Raw genomic sequence first — 25,789 nt, forward strand, 5'->3', positions numbered from 1 at the left:
TTCAACACGTTTCCTCGCTACAGAATGCGGGTAAACGCGGGGGCAATCAGGGGATACCGGAGAACCACTAGGGGTGACACAGCCCTGCGGCGATTCTGCACAGGTCGACGTGCAGGCGTGCGAAGAGGACTGTTCGGGTCACGAGCGCCAACTATACGTCCCCCCCAGGCGTGACTTACGTCAGGGGGCGATGACGCGCGATCTCCGACCCTGATCGGTAAAGCCGTCCGGCCTGCATACCTGCCGTTCCGTACAATTCTGGAACAGTGACAAGCGTGTAACCCTTCCCGCGCAGCTTTTTGAGGATGTCCGGAACCGCGTCAACGGTCGCCGCCCGAACATCGTGCAGGAGCACGATGGCCCCGGCGCCCGCCTGCGCGGTCACCCGGTCGGCGATCGCCTTCGCGTCCTTCGCGCGCAGGTCACCCGCGTCGACATTCTGGCCCACGACGGCCAGGCCCATCTCTTGCGCCACGTCCAGGACGTCCTGGTTCATCGCTCCGTACGGCGGCCGCATCAGCGTGGGCCGCTCGCCGATGGCCGCCGTGATGGTGTCCTGGGTACGGCGGAGCGAGTCGGCGATCTTGCTGGTCGGCAACTTCGACAGGTCCAGGTGCGCCCAGGTGTGGTTGGCCACCAGATGCCCTTCGGTGCTCATCCTGGCCAGCAGGTCCGGCCGGGTCGCGGCGTTGGTGCCGACGACGAAGAAGGTGGCCCGCGCCCCGGCTCGGCGCAGCGTGTCGAGCAGCCTGGGCGTGTTCGGTCCCGGCCCGTCGGCGAAGGTCAGCGCGATGCACTTGGCCTTGGTGCAGTCGACCGAGCCCGCCTGGTTGCTGACGGCCTCGGGACTGGGTGACGGGAGCGTCCTCGGTGTGGTCGGCGACGCCTGCCTGGCGGCCTCCCGCACCGCCTCCTGCGCGCGCCGTCCCGTCGGCGACAGCAGGGGATCGGCCTGCCGGGCGGGTACGGCCACGGCCAGGCGGCCGAGGGAGCACGGCCCGACCTGGCAGTCGTCGAACTCCACCACCAGGTCCCCGCTCTGGTTGAAGGCCATCGAGTCGAGCTGGTCGCCCCTCACCCTGCCGAGGTCCATCGGGGATCCGCGCTTCGCGAGCCGCTCCTTGACCAGCCGCGTGAGATCGCGCATCGCGGACTGGCCGGCGAGCAGGCCGGCCGAGCCGGTCGCCTTGCCGGTCCGCCGGTCGTACCAGAGGGTCCGGGTGGAGTTGCCCCAGCCGGTGCCGAGGGACTCGCCGGTGCGCAGCCGCACGCCCACGATGTCGCCGGAGGCGGCGGCGAGCTGCCAGTCCACGTTCAGCTCGGGGCGGGGCCGCGGGGCGTCGAACCTGGTGAGGTCGCGGAAGTCGCGGAGCGTCCGCTCGGCCTCGTCGCGCAGGGCCTTGTTGAGGCGGGGCGCGTCCCGCAGCTCGGGGTAGGTGATATGCACATGGCGACGCGCGCGCCCGCCGTGGTCCTCGACCATGGTCCTGGCGACCAGGCCGCCCACGGTCGCGGGGTCGACAAAGTCGATCATGGTCGGCTCCGCGGGGACCAGGACGTCCCGCTCGGGGGATGCGGTGGCCAGGCCACCACCCACGGCGGAAAGGGCCAGCAGGGCGATTCCTCCAATGAGTCCCTTTTTGTGCATGAAGGTCAGATTAAATGGTAGATCATGCGGTTTGCCCCGATTTGGGGTTATGGGGGATGAGGCTTGACTGAGTTACGATCAGGACATGGACGGCTACTTCGGGTCCTATGTGCTGGTCGCCGCGCTGCTCGCCATCGGCGTGGCCATCGTGGCCGGGGCCCTCACGGTCAACCGTCTCCTGCGCCCGACCAGGCCGACGGCCGACAAGCTGACCACCTACGAGTGCGGCGTCGACCCCGTCGGCGACGGCTGGGCCCAGTCGCAGGTGCGTTACTACGTCTTCACGTACCTGTACGTGGTCTTCGCCGTGGACGCCGTATTCCTGTTCCCGTGGGCCACGGTCTTCGACGCGCCGGGATACGGGCTGACGACGCTCGTGGAGATGTTCGTCTTCCTGGGGTTCATCGCGCTCGGCATCCTCTACGCCTGGCGGAAGCGCGTACTCGGCTGGACTTAGGTTGTTTTTCGGTCGATCATCCGCCGCCCCCCTACTCCTTGGGTAGATCACGCGGGACAATGGCCTTATGGCAGCCACGGATCTCCCGATGCCCACGGTGGGGCCGATCTCGCGCTTGGCACCCAAGCCGATGCGCTTCGTGCTCAACTGGGGGCGGCGTTATTCGCTGTGGGTGTTCAACTTCGGGCTCGCCTGCTGCGCGATCGAGTTCATCGCGACCTCGATGAGCCGCCATGACTTCATCCGGTTCGGGGTGATCCCGTTCGCCAACGGGCCGCGCCAGGCCGACCTGATGATCGTCTCGGGCACCGTCACCGACAAGATGGCCCCCGCCGTCAAGCGCCTCTACGAGCAGATGCCCGATCCGAAGTACGTGATCTCGTTCGGCGCCTGCTCCAACACCGGCGGCCCCTACTGGGACTCCTACTGCGTCACCAACGGCGTCGACCAGATCATTCCCGTCGATGTCTATGTGCCCGGCTGCCCGCCCAGACCGGAGGCGCTGCTCCACGGGATCATGAAGCTCCAGGAGAAGATCGCCGCCGAGAAGCTCAGCGACCGCTACGTCTGGTCCCGCTCGCATGGGGATGTCTCGTGACGCTTGAGGAGCGCTTCGGCGAGCGGGTCTCCGTCTCCACTTCCTTCGGCGAGTCCACCGTCGACGTCGGCCCGGCCGACTGGATCGAGGTCCTGACCTTCCTCAGGGACTCCGGCCACACCTTCTTCGACTGGCTGACCGGCGTCGACGATCCGCCTGACGGGTTCTTCGTGGTCGCCCACGTCTACGACCCCGAATCGTGCGAGCGGGTGCTCGTCCGCACCCGGGTGCCGCGCGAAGATCCGCGGCTGCCCTCCGCCGTGGGCGTCTACCGGGGCGCCAACTGGCACGAGCGCGAGACGTACGAGATGTTCGGGGTGCTCTTCGACGGCCACCCCTATCTGGTGCCGCTGTTGCTGCCCGACGGGTTCGAGGGGCATCCGCTGCGCAAGGACTTCATCCTCGCCGCCCGGGTGGCCAAGCCCTGGCCGGGAGCCAAGGAGCCGGGCGAATCCGGGCACGGCTCGCCGAGCCGGCGCAAGACGCTGCCGCCTGGCGTACCCGCCGACTGGGGGACACCCGATGCTTGACGTGGTGCTGCGCTTCGCCGCCATCCTCATCGTGTTCCTCGTGCTGCCGCTGATCGTCGGGCAGACCGAGCACAAGGTCATGGCGCACATGCAGTCGCGCCTTGGGCCGATGTACGCGGGCGGCTTCCACGGCTGGGCGCAGCTCATCGCCGACGGGGTGAAGTTCGCGCAGAAGGAGGACGTCATCCCGGCCGCCGCCGACCGGCGCGTCTTCATGATCGCGCCCGGTGTCGCGCTGGTGCCGTACCTGCTCGTGCTGATCGCCATCCCCGTCGACCAGGGGCTGGTCGGCGTGGACCTTGACCTCGGGCTGTTCTTCGTGCTCGCGGTGATGGGCATCGGCGTGCTCGGCTCGATCATGGCGGGGTGGGCGTCGGCCAACAAATACTCGGTGCTCGGCGGCATGCGGTCGGCCGCCCAGCTCATGTCGTACGAGCTGCCGCTGGTGCTGGCCGCCTCCTCCGTCGCGATGGCGGCGGGCACGCTGTCCATCCCGGCGATCGTCTCGGCGTGGCAGTGGTGGTGGCTGCCGTGGCAGGCCATCGGCGGCGTGGTGTTCTTCCTGGCCGGGCTGGCCGAGCTGCGCCGGCCGCCGTTCGACATGCCGATCGCCGAGTCCGAGATCATCATGGGGCCGATGACCGAATACACCGGGATGCGGTTCGCCCTGTTCATGCTCTCGGAGTACGCCGGGATCGTCGTGCTGTCGTTCCTGACCACCGTGCTGTTCCTGGGCGGATGGCACGGGCCGTTGCTGGCCGGGTGGGTGTGGACGCTGGTCAAGGTGTTCGCGCTGGCTTTTGTGGTGATCTGGCTGCGGGTGAGCTTTCCCCGGATGCGTGAGGATCAGTTGCAGAAGCTGGCGTGGGTGGGGCTGGTGCCGTTGGCGCTGGTCCAGCTGGCGCTCACGGGCGTCGTGAAGGTGCTCACGTAGTTCGGCTGGTTTGTCGGCACTTTACCTCCGGCTTATCCGTCTTATGTGGATAAGGGGCCTGTGGAGGGTGATCTTCATGGACGTACGATCTCAACCTCGGCTTCGGCCGGTCGCGGGGGCGGTGGCGGGGACTCCCTGTCCCCGGACGGAGGTGTTATGGGACGGCTCGGCGTTGGCCGTCTCCGACGACGCGTCCGGCCAATCCGTGCGCGTGATGCCCGCGACGCTCTATCACTACCGCTATGAGCAGCGGATCCTCGGGTCAGGGAGGAAGGTCAAGACCCTCTCGGTCCGGGGCCTGGCCGCGCTCGACGGCGACGGCCTGGTGCTGGTCGACCTGCCGGGCGAGTGGCATGTCCCCGACGTGGCCGCGTTCGTGGAGTACGCGGGCCTCCCCGTCGTCGACGCCCGGGGAGAGGCCTCGAAGCGGGTCCGGGCGGTGCTCGCCGGCCGCGCCCCAGGCTGGCGCCGCTTCCGGGGCCTGCCGCGGCCGTTCCTGGCCAGGTATCGCGGGCCGGTGAGCATCGGGGTCGGCGTCGCCGGGCTGGCGGTGATGGTCTACCTGGCGTCGACCGGCATGTGGGCGGCCTGGCGCGGGATCTCCATGATCGGCAGGTCACTCCTTGACCTTATGGAGGCCAAGTGGCTGGCCATCGGCTTCAGCCCCGTGCTCCTCGTGCTGCGCCCGGTGTCCGCCCGCGTCCATCGCTGGCGCGCGAACCGCGGCCTGATCCTCGGCTCCGCCGGAGGGCCGTATCTCTCGGTGCTCCCAGACGAGAAGTTGCAGGTGCATCGGGGCAAGGAACAGACAACGCCCATCGAGATCGGCGAGGGCCGGAGGAAGGCCGCGTCCCTGTTGCTCTACCGCTATGACGAGTTGGCCGGCCTGTTCATCCTCGACGGGGAGGGCGGGCCTGTGCACCACCTGCCCGGCGGCTGGGCCCCCGACGCCGTCCACCGCTTCGCGGACCGCCACAAGCTGCCGCTGGCGGTGCACTCGATCTCACGGGAGGAGTATCTGAACCTGACCCGCAACGCCCGGGACGCCACCATCTGACGCCGGCTGTCCTTGGGGGCTCAGCGGATTTCGCCGTCCCGTTACGGCGCGCGCCACGCACACCTCAGGGCCGTTGAAGTGACAGAGCCCGGCCCTGGTCGGCGGGCAGCGGCTGGGGTGGCTTGCCGTACAAGATCGCGACCTTCTCCCCGATCGGTGGTTGACGTCCGTTGCGTGGCTCTGCCGGTCGGGCGGCGTGGGCCCGTGCGGTGGTTGGTGTCTGCTGTGGCGGTAGAGACCCTGTTGCGTGGCTCTGCCGGTCTGTGGGCGTGGGCCCGTGCGGTGGTTGGTGTCCGGTGTGGCGGTAGAGACCCTGTTGCGCGGCTCTGCCGGTCGGGCGGCATGGATCCGTGTGGAGGCTGGCGTGCGGTGTGGCGGCATCGACCCGGTCGGTGGTCGGCGTCCGTGACGGTGGATCAACCCGATCGGCGATCAGTGGACGATGGCCAGCATCACGTCGGACGCGGACGGGCGATCGTCGGGGCTCTTGTGGAGGCAGGAGCCCACGATGCCGCGGAGGGCGGGCGGCAGTGGCGACAGGTCCGGGTGGACGGTGAGCACCCGATTGAACACCGCCGGCACCGTATCCTCCCCGAACGCCGGCCGCCCCGTCGCCGCGAACATCATCGTCACCGCCCAGCTGAACACGTCGGACGCCGGCCCCACCGGCGCCCCGGTCAACTGCTCGGGAGACATGTAAGGCGGGGTGCCGACCATCTTGCCCGAGGTCATCGTCATCTGGTCGAGCGCCCGCGCGATCCCGAAGTCGATCACCCGCGGCCCGTCCGGCCCGATCAGCACGTTGCTCGGCTTGAAGTCGCGGTGGACGATCCCCGCCTTGTGGATGGCGGCGAGCGCTCCGGCTGTGGATAACGCCAGTCGCGTCAGGCTGTCCTCGTCGCGCGGGCCGTACTTCCGTACGAGATGTTCGAGCGACGGGCCCTCGACGTATTCGCTGACGATGTAGGCGTGCTGACCCGTGATGCTGACGTCGAGCACCCGCGCTGTGGAGAACGTCGCCACCCGCCGGGCCGCGTCGACCTCCCTGGCGAACCTGGCCCGTGCCACGTCGTCCACGAGGTCGTGCAGGACCTTGACGGCGACGCGTACGCCGTTGGGCGCCATCGCGAGATAGACCGCGCCCTGCCCGCCCCGCCCGAGCGGCTGGAGCACCCGGTAGTGCCCGATCCACTCGGGCTCATGCGGTCGGCGCTGTTGACTCGGAGCGGTGGTGCGCTGGTGCAGATCGAACGGCGGCGGAGTGCTCCGGTGCTGGTGGGGAGGCTGATGGACGGGTCCGTTGCGGCGCGCCCTGACCATCGTGGGGACCAGGACGGCCGAGTGGATGACCCCGCCCAGCCAGCTGACGACCAGTCCGATCGAGACCAACCCCGACAGCGGGCCCGGCATGTCCTCGAACCGGTCGTAGGCCAAGGCCGCCATCACGAAAGAGCCGATGGAGATGGCGTAGATGCCCGCCGCGACGACATGCCACGAGCTCCGCAGCCAGTAGGCCGCGAAGCCGATCGTGAACGGCGTCGCCAGCCCACACGTCATCAGAGGCAGCACCGCCCACACGATGGCAGCCGCCCACGCTCCGCTAGTGGGACGGGCAGGCTGGCTGTACGACATGGCGGGAAGACTATCGCGCGGGACTTTCACATATCGGCTGTGGACACATCTTGTGGATAACCTCCCGTCAGCCTGTGGATGACTGTGGAAAACTTGGGGACAACGGGCCGGGATCATTCACCTGAACGGTCAAGTGCGACATGATGTTGATATGGCGCGGATACCGGGAGTCGGCCTCGCGAAGGGTCTATCGGTGACTCTTCGTCACATGCTGCGCAAATCCGTAACGCAGCAGTATCCCGAGGTCAAGCCCGCCCTCCCGCCGCGCAGCCGCGGTGTCATCGCCCTGGTCGAAGAGAACTGCACCTCCTGCATGCTCTGCGCCCGCGAGTGCCCCGACTGGTGCATCTACATCGACTCGCACAAGGAGACCCTCCCGGCCCCTGAGGGTGGGCGTGCCCGCCAGCGGAACGTTCTCGACCGGTTCGCCATCGACTTCGCCCTGTGCATGTACTGCGGGATCTGCATCGAGGTGTGCCCGTTCGACGCGTTGTTCTGGTCGCCCGAGTTCGAGTACGCCGAGGGCGACATCCGCAACCTGCTGCATGAGAAGGACCGGCTCGCGGCCTGGGCCCCCACGGTCCCGCCGCCACCCGCCCACGACCCCGGCGCCGCGCCCCCGAAGGAACTCACGGCCGCTCCCCGCCGCCCCGGCGCCACAGGCGCGGGTGCCGCCCGCCCCGGCACCGCAGGCACGGCCGCCCGCCCAAGCTCCGGTCGCACCGGTGCCGACCGTCGCGACGCCGCAGGTTCGGCCGCCGACCGTTCTGGTGTCGCGGGTTCGGCCCCTGACCGGACTGGTGCCGCAGACGCGACCGCTGACCGTCCTGAAGCTGCTGGTTCGGCGGATGACCGTCGCGGTGCCGCAGACGCCGCCGCTGACCGTCCTGGCGCCGCGGGTTCGGGCGCTGACCGTTCTGGTGCCGCAGACTCGGGCGCTGACCGTCCTGGCAGGCCAGGTCCCGCGTCCGGGTCGTCGGCACCTGCTCCCGGCTCACCTGCGTCCACATCCGGTCGGTCAGCACCTGCTTCCGGCCCGCCGACACCCACATCCGGTTCGCCCGCACCTCCATCCGGTTCGCCCGCGCCCACATCCGGTCGGTCCGCACCTCCATCCGGTCGGCCAGCGTCTGCTTCTGGCCCGTCGACACCCGCATCCGGTCCGTCGGCATCACCTTCAGGCGGCCCGTCATCCACAGGCCAGCCATCTGCCGAGGCGTCATCCACAGGCTCGGGCGGACCGTCGTCGCCACCCGCCGCGGGGGAGCAGAATTCTGGCGCGAGCCGACGCGGGCGCAGGATGGCCGACCCTCGATCCATCCGCCCGCCCGGGCGGCTCGGCTCTGATGAGACAAGGGAGTCCGGGGAGGATTCGTGACCGAGGCGGTGCCCTCCTATCTTTCACCCACCGGGCAGGAGATCGTCTTCCTGCTGCTGGGCGCGGTGGCGGTCGGATCCGCGCTGCTCGTCGTCACGACCAGGCAACTGGTCCACGCCGCCCTCTGGCTGGTCGTCTCCTTCGGCGCCCTGGCCGGCGGCTACCTGGTGCTGACCGCCGAGTTCGTGGCCTGGGTGCAGGTGCTCATCTACGTGGGCGCGGTGGTGGTCCTGCTGCTGTTCGGCATCATGCTGACCCGTGCTCCGATCGGCCGCTCCGCCGATCTCGACAGCGGCAACCGGTGGGCGGCGGCCGTGGTGGCGGTGGCGACGGCGGCCGTCCTGGTCACGATGGTGATCGACGGCTTCCATACGGCGTACACACCGCTGAGACCCGGCTCCGGCGCCGCCAAGGAGCTCGGCGCCAGCGTGTTCAGCACCTGGGTGCTGCCGTTCGAGGCGCTTTCCGTGCTGCTGCTGGCCGCGTTGATCGGCGCCATCGTGCTGTCCCGCACGGACATTCCCGGGGGTTCGCCACCCGAGCAGACCGGGGGTTCTTAGTGCATATCGTCTACCCGGCGGTCGTCTCCGCGCTCCTCTTCTCCGTCGGCGTCTACGGGGTGCTCGCCCGGCGCAACACGATCCTCGTGCTGATGTCGGTCGAGCTGATGCTCAACGCAGTCAACCTCAATCTGGTCGCGTTCGACGTGTGGCTGGGCGATCGGCTGCACAGCGGCCAGGTGCTCACGCTGTTCATCATCGTGATCGCCGCCGCCGAGGTCGGGCTGGGCCTCGCGATCGTACTGGCCCTCTACCGCAACCGCCGTACGGTCGACATCGACCACCTCCGCGACCTGTCCGAACCCGGCACACCGGCCGCCCCGGCAACTCCCGGTAGGTCGGGCGGCCCAGCAGGTCCTGGCGCGTCGGATGATCCAGAAGGCTCCGGTATGTCGGGCGATCCGTCAGGTTCTGGTGCGGTGGACGATCCGGTAGGCCCCGCCAGGTCGAGTGGCCCGGTGGGTCCCGGCACAGGGGACGATTCGGCAGATCCCGGTAAGTCGGGCGGCCCGGCAGGCCCCGGCGCTTCGGACGATCCGGCAGACCCGACGGCTCGTCGGTTGGGCGAGCCCGCAGCGGCGGGGGATTCGGCCGAGACGGCCGAGACGGCCGCGCCTGTCAGGCGAGGGGGCACGTTGTGACGATCTTCCCGCTCTTGGCCGTGGTCCTCCCCTTCGCCGCGGCTTTCGCGGGTCTGCTGCTGTCCCGTTGGCCGCACCGACGTCCAGCGGGCACACCGGGACCGGTGGCAGGTGCGGGCGCCAACAGGCGGGCGGCGTGGATCGCGGTGGTGCCGACGGCGGTCGCCGCGGTCCTGGCGGTCTGGCTGGCCTGGGAGCCCGGTTTCGCCTTTCTCGAAGGTGCCCGGCCGGGCCAGGCGGTCGGCCGCACCTACGGCACCATCGGCACCGGCGCCATCCCGATCTCGCTGACCCTCCAGGCCGACGACCTGTCCGCCATCCTCGGTGTCCTGGTGACCCTCGTGGCGCTGGCCGTACAGGTCTACTCGGTCGGTTACCTCCACGACGACCCGCGCTATCCCTCCTACAGCGCCTTCATCAGCCTGTTCACCAGCGCGATGCTGCTGGTGGTCTACGCGGGCGACCTCCTCGTCCTCTATGTGGGCTGGGAGATCATGGGCCTGTGCTCATACCTGCTCATCGGCCACTGGTGGGAGGACAAGGGCAATTCGCGAGCCGCCATCAAGGCGTTCCTGGTCACCCGGCTCGGCGATGTCGGCTTCCTGTTCGGCATCTTCGTGCTCGGCGCCGCCGCGGGTAGCTTCCGGATAGCGGATGTGCTGGCGAAGGTGCCCGAGATGTCCACGGGCACGCTGGTGGCCGGCACGATGCTGCTGCTCGCCGGGGTGGCGGGCAAGAGCGCGCAGGTGCCGCTGCACACCTGGCTGCCCGACGCGATGGCGGGCCCGACGCCCATCAGCGCGCTGATCCACGCCGCCACGATGGTGGCCGCCGGGATCTTCATCGTGGCGCGGCTCTTCCCCGCGTTCCTGGCCGCCCGCCCCACGCTCGACGTGCTGGCCGTCCTGGCCGCCCTCGGCATGCTGGGCGCCGCCCTGGCCGCGCTCGCCCAGGACGACCTGAAACGCGTGCTCGCGTACTCGACGATCAGCCAGCTCGCCTACATGGCCGGCGGGCTGGCGGCGGGCTCCGACAGCGCGGCGATCTTCCACCTCCTCACGCACGGCGCGTTCAAGGCGCTGCTCTTCCTGTGCGCGGGCGCGGTCATCCACCATGTCGGCTCGAACCTGATGACCCAGATGGGCGGCCTGAGACGGGAGCTGCCGGTCACGTTCGTCACGATGACGATTGGATTCGCCGCCCTCGCGGGCCTGCCCCCGGCGAGCGGCTTCTTCAGCAAGGACGAACTCCTGCTGGCCATGGACCACGCACTCTCGGGTGGCGGTCTGACGGACGCCGCCGCCCTGCTGCTGTACGGGTGCGCGCTCGCGACCGTCGCCGTCACCGGGGCGTACGCGACGAGGGCCTGGCTCCGTACCTTCTTCGGCCAGGCGAGAGTCGTCGCGCTCCCCGAGCCCGAGCCCGGCACGGCCCACGTGATCGACGTCCGCGAGGCGCCACGGACGATGCTCGTGCCCATCGTGCTCCTCACGGTTCCCGCCCTGCTGCTCGGCCTCGCCGGTGGGCTCCACGTGGACCTGGGGGTGGCGGCCATCGGCCTCGTGCTCGCGCTGCTCGGCGCCGGGGTGGTGTACGCGTTCTGGCGCAGCGACCCCCTCGCCGACCCGGCCCGTCTGCTCGGTCCGCTGCGCGTGCCGTGCGAGCGGGCGTTCTACGTGGACGGTGTCTACTCCGCCCTGTTCGTCCGGCCGGTCCTGGCGCTGGCCGGGCTCGTGGTCAGGACGGACGACGTGGTCGTGGACGGGGCGGTGCGCGGCTCGGGACGGTCCGCGCGAGGGCTGTCCGGGCTGCTGCGGCTCGCCCAGAACGGCAACGTCCAGCTCTACGTGAGCGGCGTGCTCGCCGGGATCCTCCTGATCGTGGTGGGGGCGGTGGTGTTCACATGACGAGCCGGCTTCCTGTCGGTGTTCACATGACGAGCGAGCTTCCCGCTGTGGTGGGGGCGGTGGTGTTCACGTGACGAGCCTGCTTCCTGTCGCGTTGCTGGCCGTGCCGCTGCTCGGGGCGCTGCTGCTCCTGGTGGCGCCGACCGCGTTGCGCCCGTGGCTGCGGGTCTACGGGCTGGTCGTGTCGGGTGTCACGCTGGTGCTCGCCGTGGTGATGGTGGCGACGTTCGACTACGGTCAGGCGGCGCGGCCGCAGTTCGCCGTCGACCGGGAGTGGATCTCTGGGCTGGGGCTCCACTTCCACCTGGCCGTCGACGGCATCTCGCTGCCGCTGATCGCGCTGACCGCCCTCCTGACGTTCCTCTGCTTCGGCTACCTGAGCTGGGGCGACGCGCGCGGGCCCGGCCAGTTGCTGCGGCCGAGAGCGGGCGGTTCGCGGCCTCGGGCGATGGTGTTCACGCTGCTCGTGCTCGAAGTCGGCATGATCGGCACGTTCCTCGCGCTCGACCTGCTGCTGTTCTTCGTGTTCTTCGAGATCGTGCTGTTCCCGATGTACTTCCTGATCGCCATCTGGGGTGGCAAGGGCCGTCGCGGCGCGTCGATCAAGTTCATCCTGTACACGCTGCTCGGATCGGTCGTGATGCTGCTCGGCCTGCTGCTCGTCTGGGCGCGGACCGGCACGCTCGACATCGTCGCGCTCGGCCAGGCCCACGGCGCGGGCATGCCCAGAGCCGTACAGATCCTCGCATTCGTCGCCATCGGCATCGGGCTGGCGGTCAAGACGCCCATGTGGCCGCTGCACACCTGGCTGCCCGACGCGCACACCGAGGCGCCCACCGTCGGCTCGGTGCTGCTGGCCGGCGTGCTGCTGAAGATGGGCACGTACGGCTTCGCCAGGATCGCCATCCCCGTCCTGCCCGAGGGGGCGGTGGCGGCGGCGCCTTGGCTGGGGGCGTTCGCCGTGGTCGGCATCGTCTACGGCGCTCTGGCGTGCCTCGCGCAGCGCGATCTCAAACGCATGATCGCCTACTCGTCCGTCGGCCACATGGGCTTCGTCCTGCTGGGCTTCGCCTCGCTGACCACGGTGGGCGTCAACGGCGCCCTGTTCGCGAACGTCGCCCACGGCCTCATCACCGGCCTGCTCTTCTTCCTCGCCGGCGCGATCAAGGAGCGCTACGGCACGGCCGACATGCGGGCCCTCGGCGGCGGCATGCTGGCGACGCTTCCTCACCTGGGGTCGGTGCTGACCTTCGCGGCCATCGCCTCGCTCGGGGTGCCTGGGCTGGCCGGGTTCTGGGGGGAGATGCTGTCCCTGTTCGGTGCCTTCGAGCCTGGGGGCGGGCTGCCGCGGGGGCTGTTCCTGACGTTCATGGTGATCGGTGGGCTGGGCGCGGTGCTGACGGCGGCGTACTTCCTCGTCATGCTGTCCCGCGTGACGCACGGGCTGCCTGAACGGGCGCTCGCGGTGTCGGCCGGCGGGTCTCACCCGGTGAGCGATACGTCCGAGTGGCCTGATGAGCAGCCGATCGACGGCAGGCGCGGGCGGCGGGTGTTGCCTGACATCCAGGGGTACGAGTGGGCCGCCTGGGTGCCGTTGATCGTGCTGATCCTGCTGTTCGGGCTCTGGCCCAAACTGCTCCTCTCGCTCACCACGCCGGCCGTACAGACCCTGCTGGGGGCCTTGTCATGATCCAGCAGATCGACTACTTCGTCATCGCGGTGCCTCTGGTCCTCGCGCTGGTGGCCGGGCTCGTGCTGATGCTCGACGCGTTCCTGCCCAGGGGAGGGCGGACCCAGACCGGGCTCGGTCTGGTCAGTCTCGGGGGCATCGTCGTCGCGTTGGGGCTCGTCGTGGCGCAGGCCGTACGAGGTGGCGGTCCGCGGGCGACCTTCTGCGTTCCCGAAAGCCTCGCCACCCCGGCGGGGGCAGGAAGTGCGGCGGCGTGTTCGTTCGTGGTCGACCGGTTCACGCTGATCTTCGCGGGGCTGGTGCTGGTCGCGGCCGTCGTGGTCGTGCTGATGTCCATGTCCGAGCTGGCCGGGGGTGGCATTCCGGCTGGTGAGTGGTATTTCCTGGTGCTCTGTACGCTGGTCGGCGCGGTGACCCTGCCTGCCTCGCGTGATCTGATCATGCTGGTGGTGGCCCTGGAGCTGGTGTCGCTGCCGGTGTTCGCGCTCACCGCGCTCAAACGCTACGACGGGCGCTCCTCCGAGGCGGCGGTCAAGCTCTTCCTCGTCTCGGTCGTGTCGACGGCCGTCATGCTGTTCGGGGTCTCCCTGCTGTACGGGATCGCCGGGACGGTCTACCTCTCCCGGCTCGCCTCGGTGTTCAGCGGGACGGCCGCCGCGCCGGGTGCGGCGACGCCGGAGGCTCACTCGGCACTGCTGGCGGCCGATCACGGACTGCCGGGCGTGGTCACGGTCGGGCTGGTGCTCGTCGTGGCCGGGTTCGCGTTCAAGATCGCCGCGGTGCCGTTCCACTCCTGGGCGGCGGACGTCTACCAGGGCGCGCCGGTCCCGGTCGCCGCGCTGCTTTCGGTGATCTCGAAGGCGGCCGGGTTCGCGGGGCTGATCCTCGTCCTGGTCACCGCGCTGCCCGGCCAGGCAGCGACCTGGGCGCCCATCATCGCGATCGTCGCGGCGCTCACCATGACGGTCGGCAACCTCCTGGCCATGCGCCAGCGCTCCGCCGTACGCCTCCTGGCCTGGTCCTCGGTCGCCCAGTCGGGCTACATCCTGGCCCCGCTCGCGGTGGCGGCCCGGACCGGAGCGCCCAGCCTCACCTCGGGTGCGGTCGGGGCGTCGGTGGCGTACCTCGTCATCTACGCGGCCATGAACCTGGGCGCGTTCGCGGTCGTCATGCTGGTGTCGCGGACGACCGCGCGCAACGAGCTGGACGACTATCGCGGCCTCGCCTTCCGCAGCCCGATGGCGGCGATCGCGTTGGCGTTCTGCCTGATCTGCCTGGCCGGGCTGCCGCCGGGACTGGCGGGGCTGTTCGCCAAGGTGGTGGTGTTCCGGGAGATCATCGAGGGTGGAGCCGGGTGGCTCGCGGTCGTCATGGCCGTCAACACCGTGATCGGCCTGTACTACTACGTGATCTGGACGGCGCGGCTGTTCACCCCAGTCGAGGCCGTGCCCGCCGGGGTCCGCCGGGCGCTGCCCGCTGTCTGGGTGGCCGTCGGGATCGCGCTGGTGGTGGCGCTCCTGTTCTCGGTGGCGCCTCAGCTGGTGCTGGGGGTGACGGCGCTGTCCGCCTCCGGGTGACCAAGGGGACTCCAGCGCTTTGAGCAGGCGGTTCGGTCGCGCTGCGCCTTCGGATGAGCACGACGGGGAACGATGGACCGGGGCATCGTCGTTGGACCGGGTGAACCCACACCACGAAGGGGGGAACCTTGCACCACAACGGTCTGCGCACCGCCATTCTGCTGGGCGGCCTGTCTGCGTTGATACTCGCGGTGGGAGGGTGGTTGGGCGGCGGCACCGGCCTGCAGATCGCGTTCGTGCTCGCCATGGCGAGCAGTGGTGTCGCCTACTTCTTCTCCGATCGGATCGCTCTGTCGGCGATGCGGGCGCGGCAGGTCAGCGAGGTCGAGCAGCCCATGCTCTACCGGATCGTACGGGAGCTCTCCACCGAAGCCCGGCAGCCGATGCCGCGCCTGTACATTTCCCCCACCGTCCAACCGAACGCCTTCGCGACCGGGCGGAGCCCACGCCAGGCCGCGGTCTGCGTGACGTACGGGCTCACGCAGCTGCTCAACCCGGACGAAATGCGCGGGGTCATCGGGCACGAGCTGTCCCACGTCTACAACCGCGACATCCTGGTCTCGTCGGTGGCCGGGGCACTGGCCACGATGATCACTTGGCTCAGCTATCTGGCCGTGTTCTTCGGTGGGTCCGATGACGATGAGGGGCCCGGGTTCCTGGGGGCGCTGCTCATGATGCTGCTCGGGCCGGTGGCGGCGGGGATGGTGCAGATGGCGATCTCCAGGACGCGGGAGTTCCAGGCGGACGAGTCGGGTGCTCGGCTGACGGGCGATCCGCTGGCGCTGGCGTCGGCGTTGCGCAAGATCGAGATGGGCGCTCGCCGGCTGCCGCTGCCGGAGAACAGCCGCCTCACCTCGGCTTCCCACATGATGATCGCCAACCCGTTCAGCGGCTCCGGGTTCGGACGGCTGTTCTCCACGCACCCGCCCACCTCCGAGCGGGTGGCCCGGCTGGAGCGCATGGCAGGCTACCGCCGCTAATCCGTCGCGTGAAGTTCGGACAGTTGGATCGCGGCGGCCGGGCAGACGCTCGCCGCCTCGCGCACGGCCCGGTGCAGGCGCGCCTCCGGGGTGTCGTCGAGCAGCAGCACGATCCCGTCGTCCTCGTCCTGGTCGAACACCTCCGGCGCGATCATCACACACTGTCCCGCGCCGCAGCACTTGTCCCGGTCCACCGCCACCCTCATGGTCGTCCCTTCTCCGCGGTCACCACCTGACGGGCACCTGCTGGAGCCCGCCGACGAGCAGCCCCTCGCGGCGGGCCAGTTCGCGGGCGGGAACGGCCAGCTCCAGTGAGGGCAGCCGGCGCAGCAGTACGGACAGGACGGTCTGCAACTCGGTGCGCGCCAACGCCTGCCCCACGCAGGAGTACGGCCCGGCGCCGAAGGACAGATGGGCGTTGGGCGAGCGGCTCACGTCCAGGTCGTCGGCGTCTTCGAAGGCCTGTCCGTCGCGGTTGGCCGAGGCCATGCTGCAGACCACGGTGGTCCCGGGCGGCAGGGTCGTGCCGCCGACCTCGAGTTCCTCGGTGATGTAGCGCGGCATCCCGAATCCGGGGTTCGCGTCGAAGCGCAGGGTCTCCTCGACCGCCGACCGGACGAGCGACGGGTCCGCCAGCAGCCGCTCCCACTGCCGCCGGTCAGCCAGCAGCATCGCCACCATCTTCCCGATCATGTTCGCGGTGGTCTCGTGCCCGGCGACCAGGAGGCTCTGGCCGGTGCCCAGCACCACGGCCTCCGTCATCAGGTCGTCCTCCTCGACGAGGGCGAGGAGGTCGCTGATCAGGTCGTCGCCGGGTTGTGCCTGCTTGGCGGCGATGTGCGCGGCGAAGTACTCGTTGAACTCGGCCTGCGCGGCGTCGATCTCCTTCTGCTCGTACTTCGAGAGATTCATCAGGGTGTCCGACCAGTACGCGAACCGGAACCGGTCCTCGTTCGGCACCCCGAGCAGATCGCAGATCACCCACACCGGCAGCGGGAACCCCAGCCCGGAGACGAGATCGGCCGGCGGCCCCTGCGCCACCATCGCGTCGATCAGCTGCTCGCTCATCGCCGTCATCCGCGGCACCATGGCCGCGACGCGCTTGGCGGTGAACGCCCTGCCGACCAGGCGGCGCCACCGCTGGTGCCCCTCGCCGACCGAGGCGGCCATACCGCTCTTGCGCTGGGCGAACGGCCCGCCGGACGCGTTGGTGGTGGTCCTGGCCGCGTTGGCGGCGTCCAGGTGGCGGGTGAACCGCGGATCGGACAGCACCTGCTTGACGTCGTCGTAGCGGGTGAGCAGCAACGCCTCGTCGCCGCTGGCGAGCCGGATCGGTGCCACCGGGTGGCTCTCGCGCAGGTTCGCCCACTCCTCAGGCGGTTCCAGGGCGGTGGGATTGCGGAACGGGTAATCGGGCGTGCCACTCACGGTGACCTCCTGATGGCCGATATGACCGCATTTAAAACAATCGCCTTACAGCCGTCAAGCAGCCGAATTGATCTTGCGTACGATGGCGGCGAGATCCTCCGGGAAGTAGATCTCGTCGGTGGCTTCCAGATCTTCGACGCTCCACCACCGGTGACCCAGCGTGGTGTCCTTCTCGATCTCCTCCATGTGCTCGTACGAGATGGTCGTGTCCCCGGGCACCCGGATCGCGAAGAACGTCTGGTCCTGGGTGACGGCGTACTCGGCGAAGAAGAACTCGATCGTGCTCGTCCCGTACGGCCCGGTGATCTGGTCGGCGCCGGCCCGGATCCCGACCTCCTCGTGCAGCTCACGCAGCGCGGCCTCCTGGAGCGTCTCACCGTCCTCCGCGGCGCCGCCGATGGTGAACCAGAACGGCTCGTCAGGCCGGTCGGGGTCGAAACCGTGGAGCAGGAGCACCCTGCCCTGTTCGTCGATGGGCAGGGCACGGCCGGTGAAACGGCGGAGGGGGATCTTCGTCACGTCAGTTGAGCTTATGCGCGTGTTCTCCGAATTGTGGGTGATTCCTGGGGCGGTCGCTTTGGCGTCGGCCCACTGAGCGAACGGAGCGTCTCCGCCTGGCGGGCGCGATCGGCCAGGTCGTGATCGAGCGCGGCGATCGTACGGGCTGGGGAGGGTTCGTCGCGCAGCTCGGCGGCGCGGATGCGGTCCAGGCGGAACCCGCGCCCCGCACGACGGCTACGGCACCAGCCGATCAGATACCAGGAGCCTCCGGAGGCCAGCAGCCCGCCCGGCTCGACCTCCCGCTCGCTTTCCCGGCCGTTCGAGTCCGCGTACCGGATCCAGACCACCCGCTGCCGCGCCACGGCCTGTTCGACGGCGGCGAGGATGCCCGGCACGGTACGGGAGGGCAGCACATGGATCCGCTCGGTCAGCGCGCGTACCTCCTCGGCGGCGGACTCGCCGAGCGCGGCGGCCAGCTTCCGCATCGCGCCCGGACCCGCGGCTGAGAACGGGGTGGCGTCCTCGGCCCCGGCCAGCGCCGCCGCCACCGCGAGCGCCTCCGCGGCGGTGAGGTTGATCGGCGGCAGGGCGGTGTTCCGGTTGATGAACCACCCGCCGTACTGCCCCGCCTCGCTCCGCACCGGCACACCGGTCTCCATCAGCGCCTGCAGATCGCGCTGTACGGTACGCCGCGACACCCCGAACCTGTCCGCCAGCCACCCGACCGTCCGGGGCCGAGGCGCGATGGCCCGCAACTCGTCGACCAGCGCATACAGGCGTTCGGTACGGTTCATGGCGCTATCAGGTTAGGCGAGGTGGCGTCGGATGAAGTCTTCCTGACCCGCCAGCTCGCGCCGAGCCAGGGCCGTGGGCTGCAGCGTGAACCCATGCCACCCCTCGGCCGCCACCACCAGCTCGGCCGCGTTCCCCGCCGCCCACCAGCGGGCCGCCATGAACAGCGTGTCATCCAGCACCGGATCGGCCGTGCCCACGGTGAACCGTGCGAGGGGCATCCCACCCAGCTCGGCGTAGAGCGGCGAGATGTCGGGATCAAGGCGTTCCTCCAGCGGCCGCCCCGGCAGCGTCTGATCGCGGAACCACTTGAGGATCGGGGCGTTGATCAGCCGATTGCGTTCCCCGGCAAGGCGACTGCTCGGCGTCCCGTGCGCGAGGTCGTACGTGCCGAAGGACAACTGCGCGGCGCGGAACACCTCGCCGGGCACCAGTCCATGCCGGTCCCGCAACCGCAGCAAGGTGGTCACAGACAACCGAGCCCCCGCCGACTCACCACCGATCACCAACCGCTCGGTCCCGAACTCGGCGGCGGCGTGCTCCAGCAGCCAGAGCGCGGCCTGCTCCGCGTCGTCCATGGCGGCGGGGTAGGGATGTTCGGGCGCCAGCCGGTATTCGACGCTGACGACGGCGATGCCGCAGTTGACCGCCAGATCACGCAGCCGCGGATCCTGGCCATCCGCCGAGCCGATCACTCCTCCGCCACCGTGGTAGTGCAGGAACACACCCGCCGGCGCCCGCCCGTCCGGCGGCAAGAAGACCCGCAGCGGGATCCGGCCGCCGGCGGTCCGCCAACTCCCCTCCGGGAGGAGGGCCGCGGTGGGGAACCCGCCGCCACCCGAACGCTGGAAGGAGCGGGCGGCGGGCGGGTCATTCTGCACGTGGAGGGGGGTTTGGCGGTCGAGCAGCGCTTCCAGGCGGTCGTTGGCGGCGCGGGTCTCGGCGAGGTCGTTCGGGTCGAGTCCGGTGACGAGGATGGTGGGTGGGGTCATGGGGTCAGGTTCGGCTGGGGGCGCGACACCGTACTGTCACGGTTGCGTGGTGACCTGCATCACAAGCAGTGCGGGCTATGCCTCGGACGGGGCCGTGGTGTCGGGTGGGCTGACAAAACTGCCCATGCCACGAACGGTGTAGATGGCTCCCTCTTCGCGGAGAGCTCTCATCACCTTGTGGGCGGTCATCCGGGCGATGCCGAACTCCTGCATGAGGTCGTTCTCGCTCGGCACACGTGAGGCTGGGCGATATGTCCCCGCAGTGATGCGCTCGCGGATCACCTGGGCAACCTGCTGCCATCTCGGCTGATCCTCACGAAAGTCGATCACGATTCCCACTGTAGGAAACTGTGGACTTCCATCGCATACCGGATGGCCCTATGGACCCCTATAGACAACCTGCCTTAGCGTGGGGCCATGACAACACCCGGCTATGACCTTGACGCGCTTCGCGCCACTTTCCCCGGCTGGTCGTTCTTCCAAAGCGACGCAGGCGTCTTCTACGCGACCAGGAGTGGCGTACGGCTCCGGAACGCTGAGATTGAAGGCGGGCAACACCAGACGGTGAGCGCCGATGATGTGGCTACATTCGTAGCGCTCCTCCAAGACCAGCACCTCCGGCGGTGATGTCGTGGACACCTCCACGTTCCTCGCCGAGTACCACGGGCTGCACGTAGCCGCTCCGTACGCGCGAGTAGAGCCAGTGGGCTGGGAGCCGAGTCGGCCTCGCGCGGATCGGGTGCGGGTGCGCGAGCACACGTGCGACTGTCAGCGCCCGGTGTTCGAGCTGTGTGCGGCGGGCGGACTGTGGTTCGTCCGTCGCCCCTCAGACGAGACGTCAGCGATCATGGAGAGTGCTTGGCTGTCGGCCCGTGCCGCTGAGGAGCTGTGGTCACGGATCTTGCGGGGTCAGGCGCGGTGATCGCGCAGCCGGAAACGGCCGGGCGGGCCGCCGCAAAGGTGGTGCAGGGCCTCTGCGGCCTGCCTGCGCACTCTCTTGGTCCTGCCCTGCTCTGCCAGGATCCTCAACACTGCAGTGTCCTCAACGAACTCGGTAATCCGGAGTTGGAGCCAGTTGGACCAGTTTTCCAAGCTGTCAGTCACCTGATCATGCGGAATCTCGCCAGAGCAGAGTTTGTCCACCGTCTCCAGCTCGACCACCCGCCCATCCGCATAGCCCTGACCCTCTGCCGGAAGCCGAGCGACCCATGACCGTCGTTCGTCAGGAGCTGAGCGCTCGACCATTTGTATGACTACAGAAGAGGCCAACACAGAATCCGGCTCCAGCGAGATCAGATCGAAAAGCTCGGCTACTCCGATGCCATCTTCGATCGCGACTCGGTAGAGCTCCCAGCGTTCATGCTCGTCCGTCAAGTCGCCAGCTTCGCCGTCTTGGAGCCGTGCGAGCTCGATCAGCTTGCCTCGTAGCTCCTCACTGATTTCCTCGTTCACCCAACATCCAGATCCGTATCGTGTCGCCTGGGCCAGGCAAGGCTAGTCGTCCGTATCACCGAAGGCTGCCCGGATCTTGGCCGCGCCGTACTGGCCAGAGGGATTGCAGATCGGGCACGCGCATGGCGGTCTTCCATGGGCGTCCGGCATGTAGCGCCACCCCGTCACCCGATTGACGCCGCGGATGCGGTGGATCTCGTCGGCCCTGATGGGCCGCGAGACGAAGAACTCGTACCCGCGTGCATCCGGCTGGGCCGCGATCAGCGCCGCCGCTTCGGAGCTGGCCATCTCGGCGGGAAACCGGCTGTAGTGGCCGACCTGCACAGGCTCGTCATCAGGCATCCTGAAATAGACGGCGACAAGCGTTCGCTGCCCGCCTCGCCGCAGCTCGCGGACCCACTGATGGGTGATCTGGTACGACGGGAGCACCGGCAGGCAATAGATGCCAGAGACCCCCTCATGCCCACCGCTCACCGCCCGGATGCCGCTGCGTCGCATTGACCGCGTGTTCTTGGCGGCGGTGATGTGAACAAGCATGGTCATCGTGACAGGCTCCTGATGAGATCGGTTCGAAGGTCCCTATCGCGTGGCCGCGCGTAGGACTGCGGTGGCTAGGCGGGGTCCGCGAACGCCTGTGCGCCCACCGCGTCGCTGTGGCCGAAGGCGTCGGCGCCGAGAAACGGATACCGAATGTGCTGGGCCTCGAAACCTAGCAGGCAGTGATCGCGCTCGCCCGTCACCAGGTCGATGCCCCGGGAATGGAGCTTGGTGAACGCGGCCAGGGTGCCGGCCCGCAGCAGCGGCCCTCGGCCGTTCACATCGCTGATGATCGCGGCGTACATCTTCGCCAGGCCGCGTGCGTTCCCTACGCTTCCCGACGACGCGGGACCCATGGCCCGTACGGACCGGCTGTTGGCAGTGTCCTGAATGTCGGTGATCATGTGCGATAGGTTCTCTTCCGCTGATGTCTTTTACACGGCTACATGTCGGCGTCGGCCAGAACGCCCTCCTCAGCGCTGACCAACTCGGCGATGGTGCCGAAAAAGGCGGCGATGCCCGGCAGGTTGGCGCCCTTGGCACGCGAGGCGGCGAAGTCCTCCGCCGAGCGCCATTCGACAACGTCCAGCCACTCGTCTCCGGGCAACCGCACCAGACGGGCGCCGAGGAAGCCCTCCCGGTCGCCGCGGAAGTCGGCCAGCATCCCCGGGCGTGCCGCCAGCATCGCCTCCGCATGGTCAGGGCGCACCTTGAAGCGGGTCAGTTCGATGGTTGTGCTCATGGGCTCCTCCTCAATCGCGGTACGGTGTGAACGTTATAGTCACCCAAGTATATAGTCAATAAAGGTGACTACTTAGGAGGCGGGCCATGAGGCGTAGCGAGCGGAAACAGACGGATCCTGATCTGGGGGTGCTCGCCAGCCGACTACTGTTCGCCGTACAGGAGGAACTGTTCGACACCCTCGCCGAGCAGGGACATCCCGGCCTGCGACCGCAGCATGGGGCGGTTCTGGCCTACCTGGATGCCGAGGGCAGCCGTGCCACCGATCTGGCCCGCTCGTCGGGGCAGCACAAGCAGGTCGTCGGCAAGCTGATCGACGAACTAGAGGCTCTCGGCTACGTCGAACGCCGCCCCGACCCCAGTGACCGCCGCGCCAAGCTCATCGTGCCCACTGCGCACGGGCTGGACCAGATGAGCCGCTCGGACGCCATCCTGGCCGCGATCGAGCACCGGCACACGCACGCCATTGGCGCCGACGTGTACGCCGAGTTCGAGCGCCTCCTGCGCGAGATAACAACGCGGCAGCGCGCCTGGCGGGAGAACGCCTTGGCTGAGGGTTCCGAAGTGTGAGCCCGCGTCAACAGCTACTGGCACTTCCCCTTGAGCCAGGCGCTGAGCTGGGGCGTGTAGTCGGTCGCGACCCGCTTGGCCTGCCGCTCGAGTGCGGCCTGCCAGGCACTCTCGTTCAGCTTCCACGAGGGCGGCGGTTCCTCCCATTTGGTGACCTCCGGCCAACTGGGCCCGCCGGTCAGCACCCGAGCCAGGCCCGCAGCGGTGACGCGCCGCTTGAGCTCGGCCTGAAGGTCGGCATCATGGGAGTACAGGATGATCTCCTGCGACGCGTACCCTTCCTTGACCGGGTTCAGCACCTCCGCCCAGGCCCGCGACTTGATCGCGGCGTCGGCGCCGAGCAGGAACCGCCGGGTCTCGGGCTTGATCTCGACCAGTCCGATCATGCCGTCGGCCTTCATGGCGGCCAGCCACTCGCGGAAGGTGTAGACGGTCTCCCCGTCGAAGAGGCCCCGGTTGATCGTCCGACCCTTGAGTGCGGTGTCACCGGCGGCCCACCAGATGTCGGTGATGTTCTTCTTGGCGCCGCTCAGGCCCCAGGTGGAGGTGTTGTGCCACATGACGGCCTTCGTACCGTCCTTGGTGAGCTGTAAATCCGCCTCGACCCCTGCCGCACCCCAAGCCTTGTACTTCCGGATCGCTGTGGGGTTGTTGGGCTGGCGTACCTGATCCCTGTTCCAGGTGTCGGCGCCGTTGGCGCCGCTGGGATAGCCGCCGTGACCGAAGATCTGCGGACATGGTGGGAGCGCGGCGCTCGCCATTGCGGGACTGCTCGCAGGCAGTACGGTCGCCAGCACACCCACGGCCAGCCCGCCTGCGACACGCGATAACACCAAGATCCCACCTTTCGATCATGCAAGTCCCGCGACCTTGGCACATCCCGCGCAACGCTCGCAACCACCAAGCCCTGGCTGCCTGCTGTCGCAACTGGCGCAGGGATCGCCGAATTTGTCAGCCCTGTCCGCCATGATCGACACGCACTTTCAGTACGTCCTTCCAAGGAGCGCCATGTCTGTCAATGAGCGACTCGGCTGGTCCGGCGTCGGCTGGGATGACTGGACCGACCTCGCCCTGATCCGTGCCCGGCTCGACGCAGGCGCGGACCCCAACTCGGGCGTGTTCATCTCCGTACGACCGTTACACGCCGCAGCTGGGAAAGGCTCGCCGGAAGTCGTCACGGAGCTGGCCCGGCGCGTGGACGATGTCGACGCTGAGCATGAGGGCCGTACCGCGCTCTGGCAAGCCGTCTTCGCCAACCGCCCCGACAACGCTCGCGCACTGGCCGACGCAGGAGCCGACCCGTGGCGGCCAATGATGGGCGGCTGGTCACCCGGACGGCTCAGCCTGGCAGGACTCACCCCGAATCTGTTTCTTGTGCCGCCCGGTCAGGCGGGCCTGTTCACAGCGGAGATTGAGGCGGCGGCGGAGTCCAGGCGGTTGATCGCGGCATTGGGCACGCTGTACGTGGAGGGCACCGGGCTGGCCTGCGTGGCCGGCATCACCGCGGCAGAAGCGGCAAGGCGGCTGTCGGCCGCACCGGTCGAGGAGGCAGAGGTCGACGAGCTCGGATACGACGACGATGACGAAAGCATCCTCACGGTCGGCATCACGGATGTGCCCGGCGGATGTGTCGTCAGCCAGCCCTGGGGATACGGGCCGGAGATGCCCCGGGTCATGAGGCTGCTGTCAGCGGGCACCGTCTGCTACGGGCTCTACGCCAACCCCAAGAGCGGGAACCAGGGGAGCATTGTCCGTGACGGCGTCACCGAGGGCCGAGATCTGCACCCGGGCGGCGGGGACCCGTCGCCCGACGACTCGGCCGACGAGATCCTGGCCGCGTTCCTCTACCGGTACAACGCCGTGGCCTACTGCTGCGCCTACGCGGGACTACGGCTGACCAACGCCGCAGCCGTCAACGGCTCGCCCGACATGTGGGTGCGGCTACCGGACGGCGACTACTGGCACTGACGCCGGCCCTCGCCGCTTCGCCGATCCGCGGGGCGCCTCGGCGAAGACCGCAGAGCTCGCTCGCGGTCACTCCACGCCGGTGATCACGCTCAGCACGCATGCGGGGGAGCGGCCCGAGGCACAGGAGAAGACGCGTGCCCTCGTGGACAGCGCGCTCGGCCGTGTGCCCCGGACACTTTCTGGCGTACGGTGGGCGCCCGCTACCGGTAATTCACGAACTGCAGGGCGATGTCCAGGTCCTTGCCCTTGAGCAGGGACATGACCTCCTGGAGATCGTCCTTCTTCTTCGAGCTGACCCGCAGCTCCTCACCCTGGATCTGGGCCTTGACGCCCTTGGGTCCCTCGTCGCGGATCAGCTTGGAGATCTTCTTGGCGTTCTCCTGGTCGATGCCCTCCTTGAGCGCGACCAGCAGGCGATATTCCCTGCCGGACAGCTTGGGCTCATCCGCGTCGAGAGTCTTCAGGGAGAGGCCTCGCTTGATCACCTTCTCCTTGAACACGTCGAGCACGGCCCCGGCCCGCTCCTCGCTGTTGGCCTTGATCTCGATACTCTGCCCGGACCAGCTGATGCTCGCCCCGGTGCCCTTGAAGTCGAAGCGGTGTCCGATCTCCTTGACCGTCTGGTTCAGCGCGTTGTCGACCTCCTGGCGGTCGATCTTGCTGACAATGTCGAAAGATGAATCGGCCAAAACGCACATCCTCTCGCTGCGTAAGCATTAGGCGGTATCCGGTTCCAGTTCTTGCGGACCTCGAAACGCGCCCCCTGCGAACGCGGACCCCAGCGTACGAGCCTAGCCAGCATCGGGGCGTCGTGCAGGGCAGCCGGGCCTTGATCCACGCGTCATGCCGGCGGATCGTCGGCATCGCCTGCCTGTTAGGGCAGTTTCCGGTCGAGTTGGCAGGCGTCATGCAGGTGATCGGGGTCGGCTTCGGTCGTACGGGAACGGTGTCCATGAACAGCGCGCTCGAGCGGCTGGGAGCGCGCCCCCTGTGCTTGACCCTAGGGACCCAGAGCTGGGAGCCGCTGTGCGACTTCCTCGGCGTCCTGGTGCCGGAGGAGCCGTTCCCGCAGGCCTCCGACGCGGACATGTTCGCGAGGGCGGTGGGGCCACTGTTGTTTCGGCGAAGCCGGGAGGTGTGATCCGGCGTGGGACAAACCGGTGTCACGTGTACCTCGGAAGTCCGCTATTCTTCTGTCTGTCGCCGCGAGAGCGGATGA

28 protein-coding genes and 2 pseudogenes are annotated in these 25,789 nt (G+C 68.8%); 15 read left to right on the forward strand and 15 right to left on the reverse strand.

Translation table 11 applies throughout. The features are described 5' to 3' along the window. Positions 1 to 175: 175 nt before the first annotated feature. Positions 176 to 1,648, reverse strand: coding sequence for a polysaccharide deacetylase family protein (locus tag KME78_RS13795; protein ID WP_219529255.1), 1,473 nt, complete (start codon positions 1,646 to 1,648; stop codon positions 176 to 178). 85 nt (positions 1,649 to 1,733) lie between these two features. Here KME78_RS13795 and KME78_RS13800 point away from each other — a divergent pair, with 85 nt between their 5' ends. The 5 genes from KME78_RS13800 to KME78_RS13820 all read left to right on the forward strand — a co-directional run bounded on the left by KME78_RS13800 (position 1,734) and on the right by KME78_RS13820 (position 5,224). Then, positions 1,734 to 2,105, forward strand: coding sequence for an NADH-quinone oxidoreductase subunit A (locus KME78_RS13800; RefSeq protein WP_219529256.1), 372 nt, complete (start codon positions 1,734 to 1,736; stop codon positions 2,103 to 2,105). Between the two features lie 67 nt (positions 2,106 to 2,172). Beyond that, the gene (locus tag KME78_RS13805) at positions 2,173 to 2,703 is read left to right on the forward strand and encodes an NADH-quinone oxidoreductase subunit B (RefSeq protein WP_443687372.1); all 531 of its coding nucleotides are present in this window, start codon (positions 2,173 to 2,175) and stop codon (positions 2,701 to 2,703) included. Then, a complete protein-coding gene (locus tag KME78_RS13810; protein ID WP_219529257.1) occupies positions 2,700 to 3,233 on the forward strand; it encodes an NADH-quinone oxidoreductase subunit C in 534 nt (177 codons plus the stop codon). The genes KME78_RS13805 and KME78_RS13810 overlap by 4 nt, the downstream gene beginning before the upstream one ends. Further along, positions 3,226 to 4,167, forward strand: a complete 942-nt coding sequence (locus KME78_RS13815) for a complex I subunit 1/NuoH family protein (RefSeq protein ID WP_219529258.1) — start codon at positions 3,226 to 3,228, stop codon at positions 4,165 to 4,167. Before KME78_RS13810 ends, KME78_RS13815 begins: the two co-directional genes overlap by 8 nt. A gap of 76 nt (positions 4,168 to 4,243) precedes the next feature. Continuing rightward, entirely contained in the window at positions 4,244 to 5,224 is a 981-nt protein-coding gene (locus tag KME78_RS13820) for a hypothetical protein (RefSeq protein ID WP_219529259.1), read from the forward strand. A gap of 432 nt (positions 5,225 to 5,656) precedes the next feature. Here KME78_RS13820 and KME78_RS13825 read toward each other — a convergent pair whose 3' ends face one another. After that, a complete protein-coding gene (locus tag KME78_RS13825) occupies positions 5,657 to 6,793 on the reverse strand; it encodes a serine/threonine-protein kinase (RefSeq protein WP_219529260.1) in 1,137 nt (378 codons plus the stop codon). A gap of 376 nt (positions 6,794 to 7,169) precedes the next feature. Between KME78_RS13825 and KME78_RS64230 the strand changes: the two are divergent. Then, positions 7,170 to 7,322 (forward strand): annotated as a pseudogene (locus KME78_RS64230) (4Fe-4S ferredoxin); the annotation flags it as partial. 163 nt (positions 7,323 to 7,485) lie between these two features. On the opposite strand, the gene KME78_RS13835 reads toward KME78_RS64230, so the two are convergent. Beyond that, complete coding sequence (locus KME78_RS13835) at positions 7,486 to 8,064, reverse strand: hypothetical protein (protein ID WP_219529538.1); 579 nt, start codon at positions 8,062 to 8,064, stop codon at positions 7,486 to 7,488. Positions 8,065 to 8,230: 166 nt separating this feature from the next. On the opposite strand from KME78_RS13835, the gene KME78_RS13840 reads away from it, so the two are divergent. From KME78_RS13840 to htpX, 6 genes and pseudogenes are all read left to right on the forward strand, one after another. Further along, on the forward strand, positions 8,231 to 8,794 hold the full coding sequence (locus tag KME78_RS13840; protein ID WP_219529261.1) for an NADH-quinone oxidoreductase subunit J family protein: 564 nt from the start codon (positions 8,231 to 8,233) through the stop codon (positions 8,792 to 8,794). Further along, positions 8,794 to 9,075 (forward strand): annotated as a pseudogene (gene nuoK, locus KME78_RS67930) (NADH-quinone oxidoreductase subunit NuoK); the annotation flags it as partial. The gene KME78_RS13840 and the pseudogene nuoK, both read left to right, overlap by 1 nt. 356 nt (positions 9,076 to 9,431) lie before the next feature. Beyond that, positions 9,432 to 11,342: an NADH-quinone oxidoreductase subunit 5 family protein gene (locus tag KME78_RS13850; protein WP_219529262.1), complete on the forward strand. Its 1,911-nt coding sequence runs from the start codon at positions 9,432 to 9,434 to the stop codon at positions 11,340 to 11,342. Between the two features lie 70 nt (positions 11,343 to 11,412). Beyond that, positions 11,413 to 13,032 (forward strand): complex I subunit 4 family protein, encoded by a 1,620-nt coding sequence (locus KME78_RS13855; protein WP_308126936.1) that lies wholly within the window; start codon positions 11,413 to 11,415, stop codon positions 13,030 to 13,032. Next, positions 13,029 to 14,609, forward strand: a complete 1,581-nt coding sequence (locus KME78_RS13860; RefSeq protein ID WP_219529263.1) for an NADH-quinone oxidoreductase subunit N — start codon at positions 13,029 to 13,031, stop codon at positions 14,607 to 14,609. The genes KME78_RS13855 and KME78_RS13860 overlap by 4 nt, the downstream gene beginning before the upstream one ends. Before the next feature lie 128 nt (positions 14,610 to 14,737). After that, a complete protein-coding gene (gene htpX / locus KME78_RS13865) occupies positions 14,738 to 15,589 on the forward strand; it encodes a zinc metalloprotease HtpX (RefSeq protein ID WP_219529264.1) in 852 nt (283 codons plus the stop codon). On the opposite strand, the gene KME78_RS13870 is transcribed toward htpX, so the two are convergent. From KME78_RS13870 to KME78_RS13915, 10 genes are all read right to left on the reverse strand, one after another. Continuing rightward, positions 15,586 to 15,795 carry a ferredoxin gene (locus KME78_RS13870; protein ID WP_219529265.1) on the reverse strand — a complete coding sequence of 70 codons (210 nt, stop codon included), beginning with the start codon at positions 15,793 to 15,795 and terminating at the stop codon, positions 15,586 to 15,588. The two genes, htpX and KME78_RS13870, sit on opposite strands and share 4 nt — an antisense overlap. A 19-nt stretch (positions 15,796 to 15,814) precedes the next feature. After that, positions 15,815 to 17,017, reverse strand: a complete 1,203-nt coding sequence (locus tag KME78_RS13875; RefSeq protein ID WP_219529266.1) for a cytochrome P450 — start codon at positions 17,015 to 17,017, stop codon at positions 15,815 to 15,817. A 54-nt stretch (positions 17,018 to 17,071) separates the two neighbouring features. Further along, entirely contained in the window at positions 17,072 to 17,536 is a 465-nt protein-coding gene (locus KME78_RS13880; protein WP_219529267.1) for an NUDIX hydrolase, read from the reverse strand. Positions 17,537 to 17,547: 11 nt separating this feature from the next. After that, positions 17,548 to 18,312, reverse strand: a complete 765-nt coding sequence (locus tag KME78_RS13885; RefSeq protein WP_219529268.1) for a helix-turn-helix transcriptional regulator — start codon at positions 18,310 to 18,312, stop codon at positions 17,548 to 17,550. A gap of 12 nt (positions 18,313 to 18,324) precedes the next feature. Further along, positions 18,325 to 19,302 (reverse strand): alpha/beta hydrolase, encoded by a 978-nt coding sequence (locus KME78_RS13890; RefSeq protein WP_219529269.1) that lies wholly within the window; start codon positions 19,300 to 19,302, stop codon positions 18,325 to 18,327. 75 nt (positions 19,303 to 19,377) lie between these two features. Then, positions 19,378 to 19,632 carry a GntR family transcriptional regulator gene (locus KME78_RS64235; RefSeq protein WP_219529270.1) on the reverse strand — a complete coding sequence of 85 codons (255 nt, stop codon included), beginning with the start codon at positions 19,630 to 19,632 and terminating at the stop codon, positions 19,378 to 19,380. Positions 19,633 to 20,211: 579 nt separating this feature from the next. Then, on the reverse strand, positions 20,212 to 20,754 hold the full coding sequence (locus tag KME78_RS13900) for a hypothetical protein (RefSeq protein ID WP_219529271.1): 543 nt from the start codon (positions 20,752 to 20,754) through the stop codon (positions 20,212 to 20,214). A 42-nt stretch (positions 20,755 to 20,796) separates the two neighbouring features. Then, positions 20,797 to 21,297, reverse strand: coding sequence for a hypothetical protein (locus KME78_RS13905; RefSeq protein WP_219529272.1), 501 nt, complete (start codon positions 21,295 to 21,297; stop codon positions 20,797 to 20,799). Between the two features lie 68 nt (positions 21,298 to 21,365). Next, positions 21,366 to 21,695: a hypothetical protein gene (locus KME78_RS13910; protein WP_219529273.1), complete on the reverse strand. Its 330-nt coding sequence runs from the start codon at positions 21,693 to 21,695 to the stop codon at positions 21,366 to 21,368. Between the two features lie 38 nt (positions 21,696 to 21,733). Next, positions 21,734 to 22,033: an antibiotic biosynthesis monooxygenase family protein gene (locus KME78_RS13915; RefSeq protein WP_219529274.1), complete on the reverse strand. Its 300-nt coding sequence runs from the start codon at positions 22,031 to 22,033 to the stop codon at positions 21,734 to 21,736. 86 nt (positions 22,034 to 22,119) lie between these two features. On the opposite strand from KME78_RS13915, the gene KME78_RS13920 reads away from it, so the two are divergent. Continuing rightward, positions 22,120 to 22,602: a MarR family winged helix-turn-helix transcriptional regulator gene (locus KME78_RS13920; protein ID WP_219529275.1), complete on the forward strand. Its 483-nt coding sequence runs from the start codon at positions 22,120 to 22,122 to the stop codon at positions 22,600 to 22,602. Positions 22,603 to 22,616: 14 nt separating this feature from the next. Here the strand turns inward: KME78_RS13920 and KME78_RS13925 are convergent, their stop codons facing one another. Next, positions 22,617 to 23,435, reverse strand: a complete 819-nt coding sequence (locus tag KME78_RS13925; RefSeq protein ID WP_308126956.1) for a glycerophosphodiester phosphodiesterase — start codon at positions 23,433 to 23,435, stop codon at positions 22,617 to 22,619. A gap of 175 nt (positions 23,436 to 23,610) precedes the next feature. On the opposite strand from KME78_RS13925, the gene KME78_RS13930 reads away from it, so the two are divergent. After that, positions 23,611 to 24,570, forward strand: coding sequence for an ankyrin repeat domain-containing protein (locus KME78_RS13930; RefSeq protein ID WP_219529276.1), 960 nt, complete (start codon positions 23,611 to 23,613; stop codon positions 24,568 to 24,570). Between the two features lie 200 nt (positions 24,571 to 24,770). On the opposite strand, the gene KME78_RS13935 is transcribed toward KME78_RS13930, so the two are convergent. Continuing rightward, positions 24,771 to 25,268: a YajQ family cyclic di-GMP-binding protein gene (locus tag KME78_RS13935; protein WP_219529277.1), complete on the reverse strand. Its 498-nt coding sequence runs from the start codon at positions 25,266 to 25,268 to the stop codon at positions 24,771 to 24,773. Positions 25,269 to 25,381: 113 nt separating this feature from the next. Between KME78_RS13935 and KME78_RS13940 the strand changes: the two genes are divergently transcribed. Beyond that, on the forward strand, positions 25,382 to 25,711 hold the full coding sequence (locus KME78_RS13940) for a sulfotransferase (RefSeq protein WP_308126937.1): 330 nt from the start codon (positions 25,382 to 25,384) through the stop codon (positions 25,709 to 25,711). Positions 25,712 to 25,789: the final 78 nt, after the last annotated feature.

It is taken from the genome of Nonomuraea guangzhouensis (assembly GCF_019396345.1).
Lineage (GTDB): Bacteria > Actinomycetota > Actinomycetes > Streptosporangiales > Streptosporangiaceae > Nonomuraea > Nonomuraea guangzhouensis.

Bases quoted from the DNA above. Each gene is read 5' to 3' on its own strand.
- KME78_RS13930 (WP_219529276.1), top strand. From the start codon at position 23,611: ATGTCTGTCAATGAGCGACTCGGCTGGTCCGGCGTCGGCTGGGATGAC.
- KME78_RS13870 (WP_219529265.1), bottom strand. From the start codon at position 15,795: ATGAGGGTGGCGGTGGACCGGGACAAGTGCTGCGGCGCGGGACAGTGT.
- KME78_RS13835 (WP_219529538.1), bottom strand. From the start codon at position 8,064: ATGGCTGGCCTGTGGATGACGGGCCGCCTGAAGGTGATGCCGACGGAC.
- KME78_RS13890 (WP_219529269.1), bottom strand. From the start codon at position 19,302: ATGACCCCACCCACCATCCTCGTCACCGGACTCGACCCGAACGACCTC.
- KME78_RS13915 (WP_219529274.1), bottom strand. From the start codon at position 22,033: ATGAGCACAACCATCGAACTGACCCGCTTCAAGGTGCGCCCTGACCAT.
- KME78_RS13795 (WP_219529255.1), bottom strand. From the start codon at position 1,648: ATGCACAAAAAGGGACTCATTGGAGGAATCGCCCTGCTGGCCCTTTCC.
- KME78_RS13860 (WP_219529263.1), top strand. From the start codon at position 13,029: ATGATCCAGCAGATCGACTACTTCGTCATCGCGGTGCCTCTGGTCCTC.
- KME78_RS13815 (WP_219529258.1), top strand. From the start codon at position 3,226: ATGCTTGACGTGGTGCTGCGCTTCGCCGCCATCCTCATCGTGTTCCTC.
- KME78_RS13920 (WP_219529275.1), top strand. From the start codon at position 22,120: ATGAGGCGTAGCGAGCGGAAACAGACGGATCCTGATCTGGGGGTGCTC.
- KME78_RS13935 (WP_219529277.1), bottom strand. From the start codon at position 25,268: ATGTGCGTTTTGGCCGATTCATCTTTCGACATTGTCAGCAAGATCGAC.
- KME78_RS13905 (WP_219529272.1), bottom strand. From the start codon at position 21,297: ATGACCATGCTTGTTCACATCACCGCCGCCAAGAACACGCGGTCAATG.
- KME78_RS13805 (WP_443687372.1), top strand. From the start codon at position 2,173: ATGGCAGCCACGGATCTCCCGATGCCCACGGTGGGGCCGATCTCGCGC.
- KME78_RS13800 (WP_219529256.1), top strand. From the start codon at position 1,734: ATGGACGGCTACTTCGGGTCCTATGTGCTGGTCGCCGCGCTGCTCGCC.
- KME78_RS13885 (WP_219529268.1), bottom strand. From the start codon at position 18,312: ATGAACCGTACCGAACGCCTGTATGCGCTGGTCGACGAGTTGCGGGCC.
- KME78_RS13910 (WP_219529273.1), bottom strand. From the start codon at position 21,695: ATGATCACCGACATTCAGGACACTGCCAACAGCCGGTCCGTACGGGCC.
- KME78_RS13820 (WP_219529259.1), top strand. From the start codon at position 4,244: ATGGACGTACGATCTCAACCTCGGCTTCGGCCGGTCGCGGGGGCGGTG.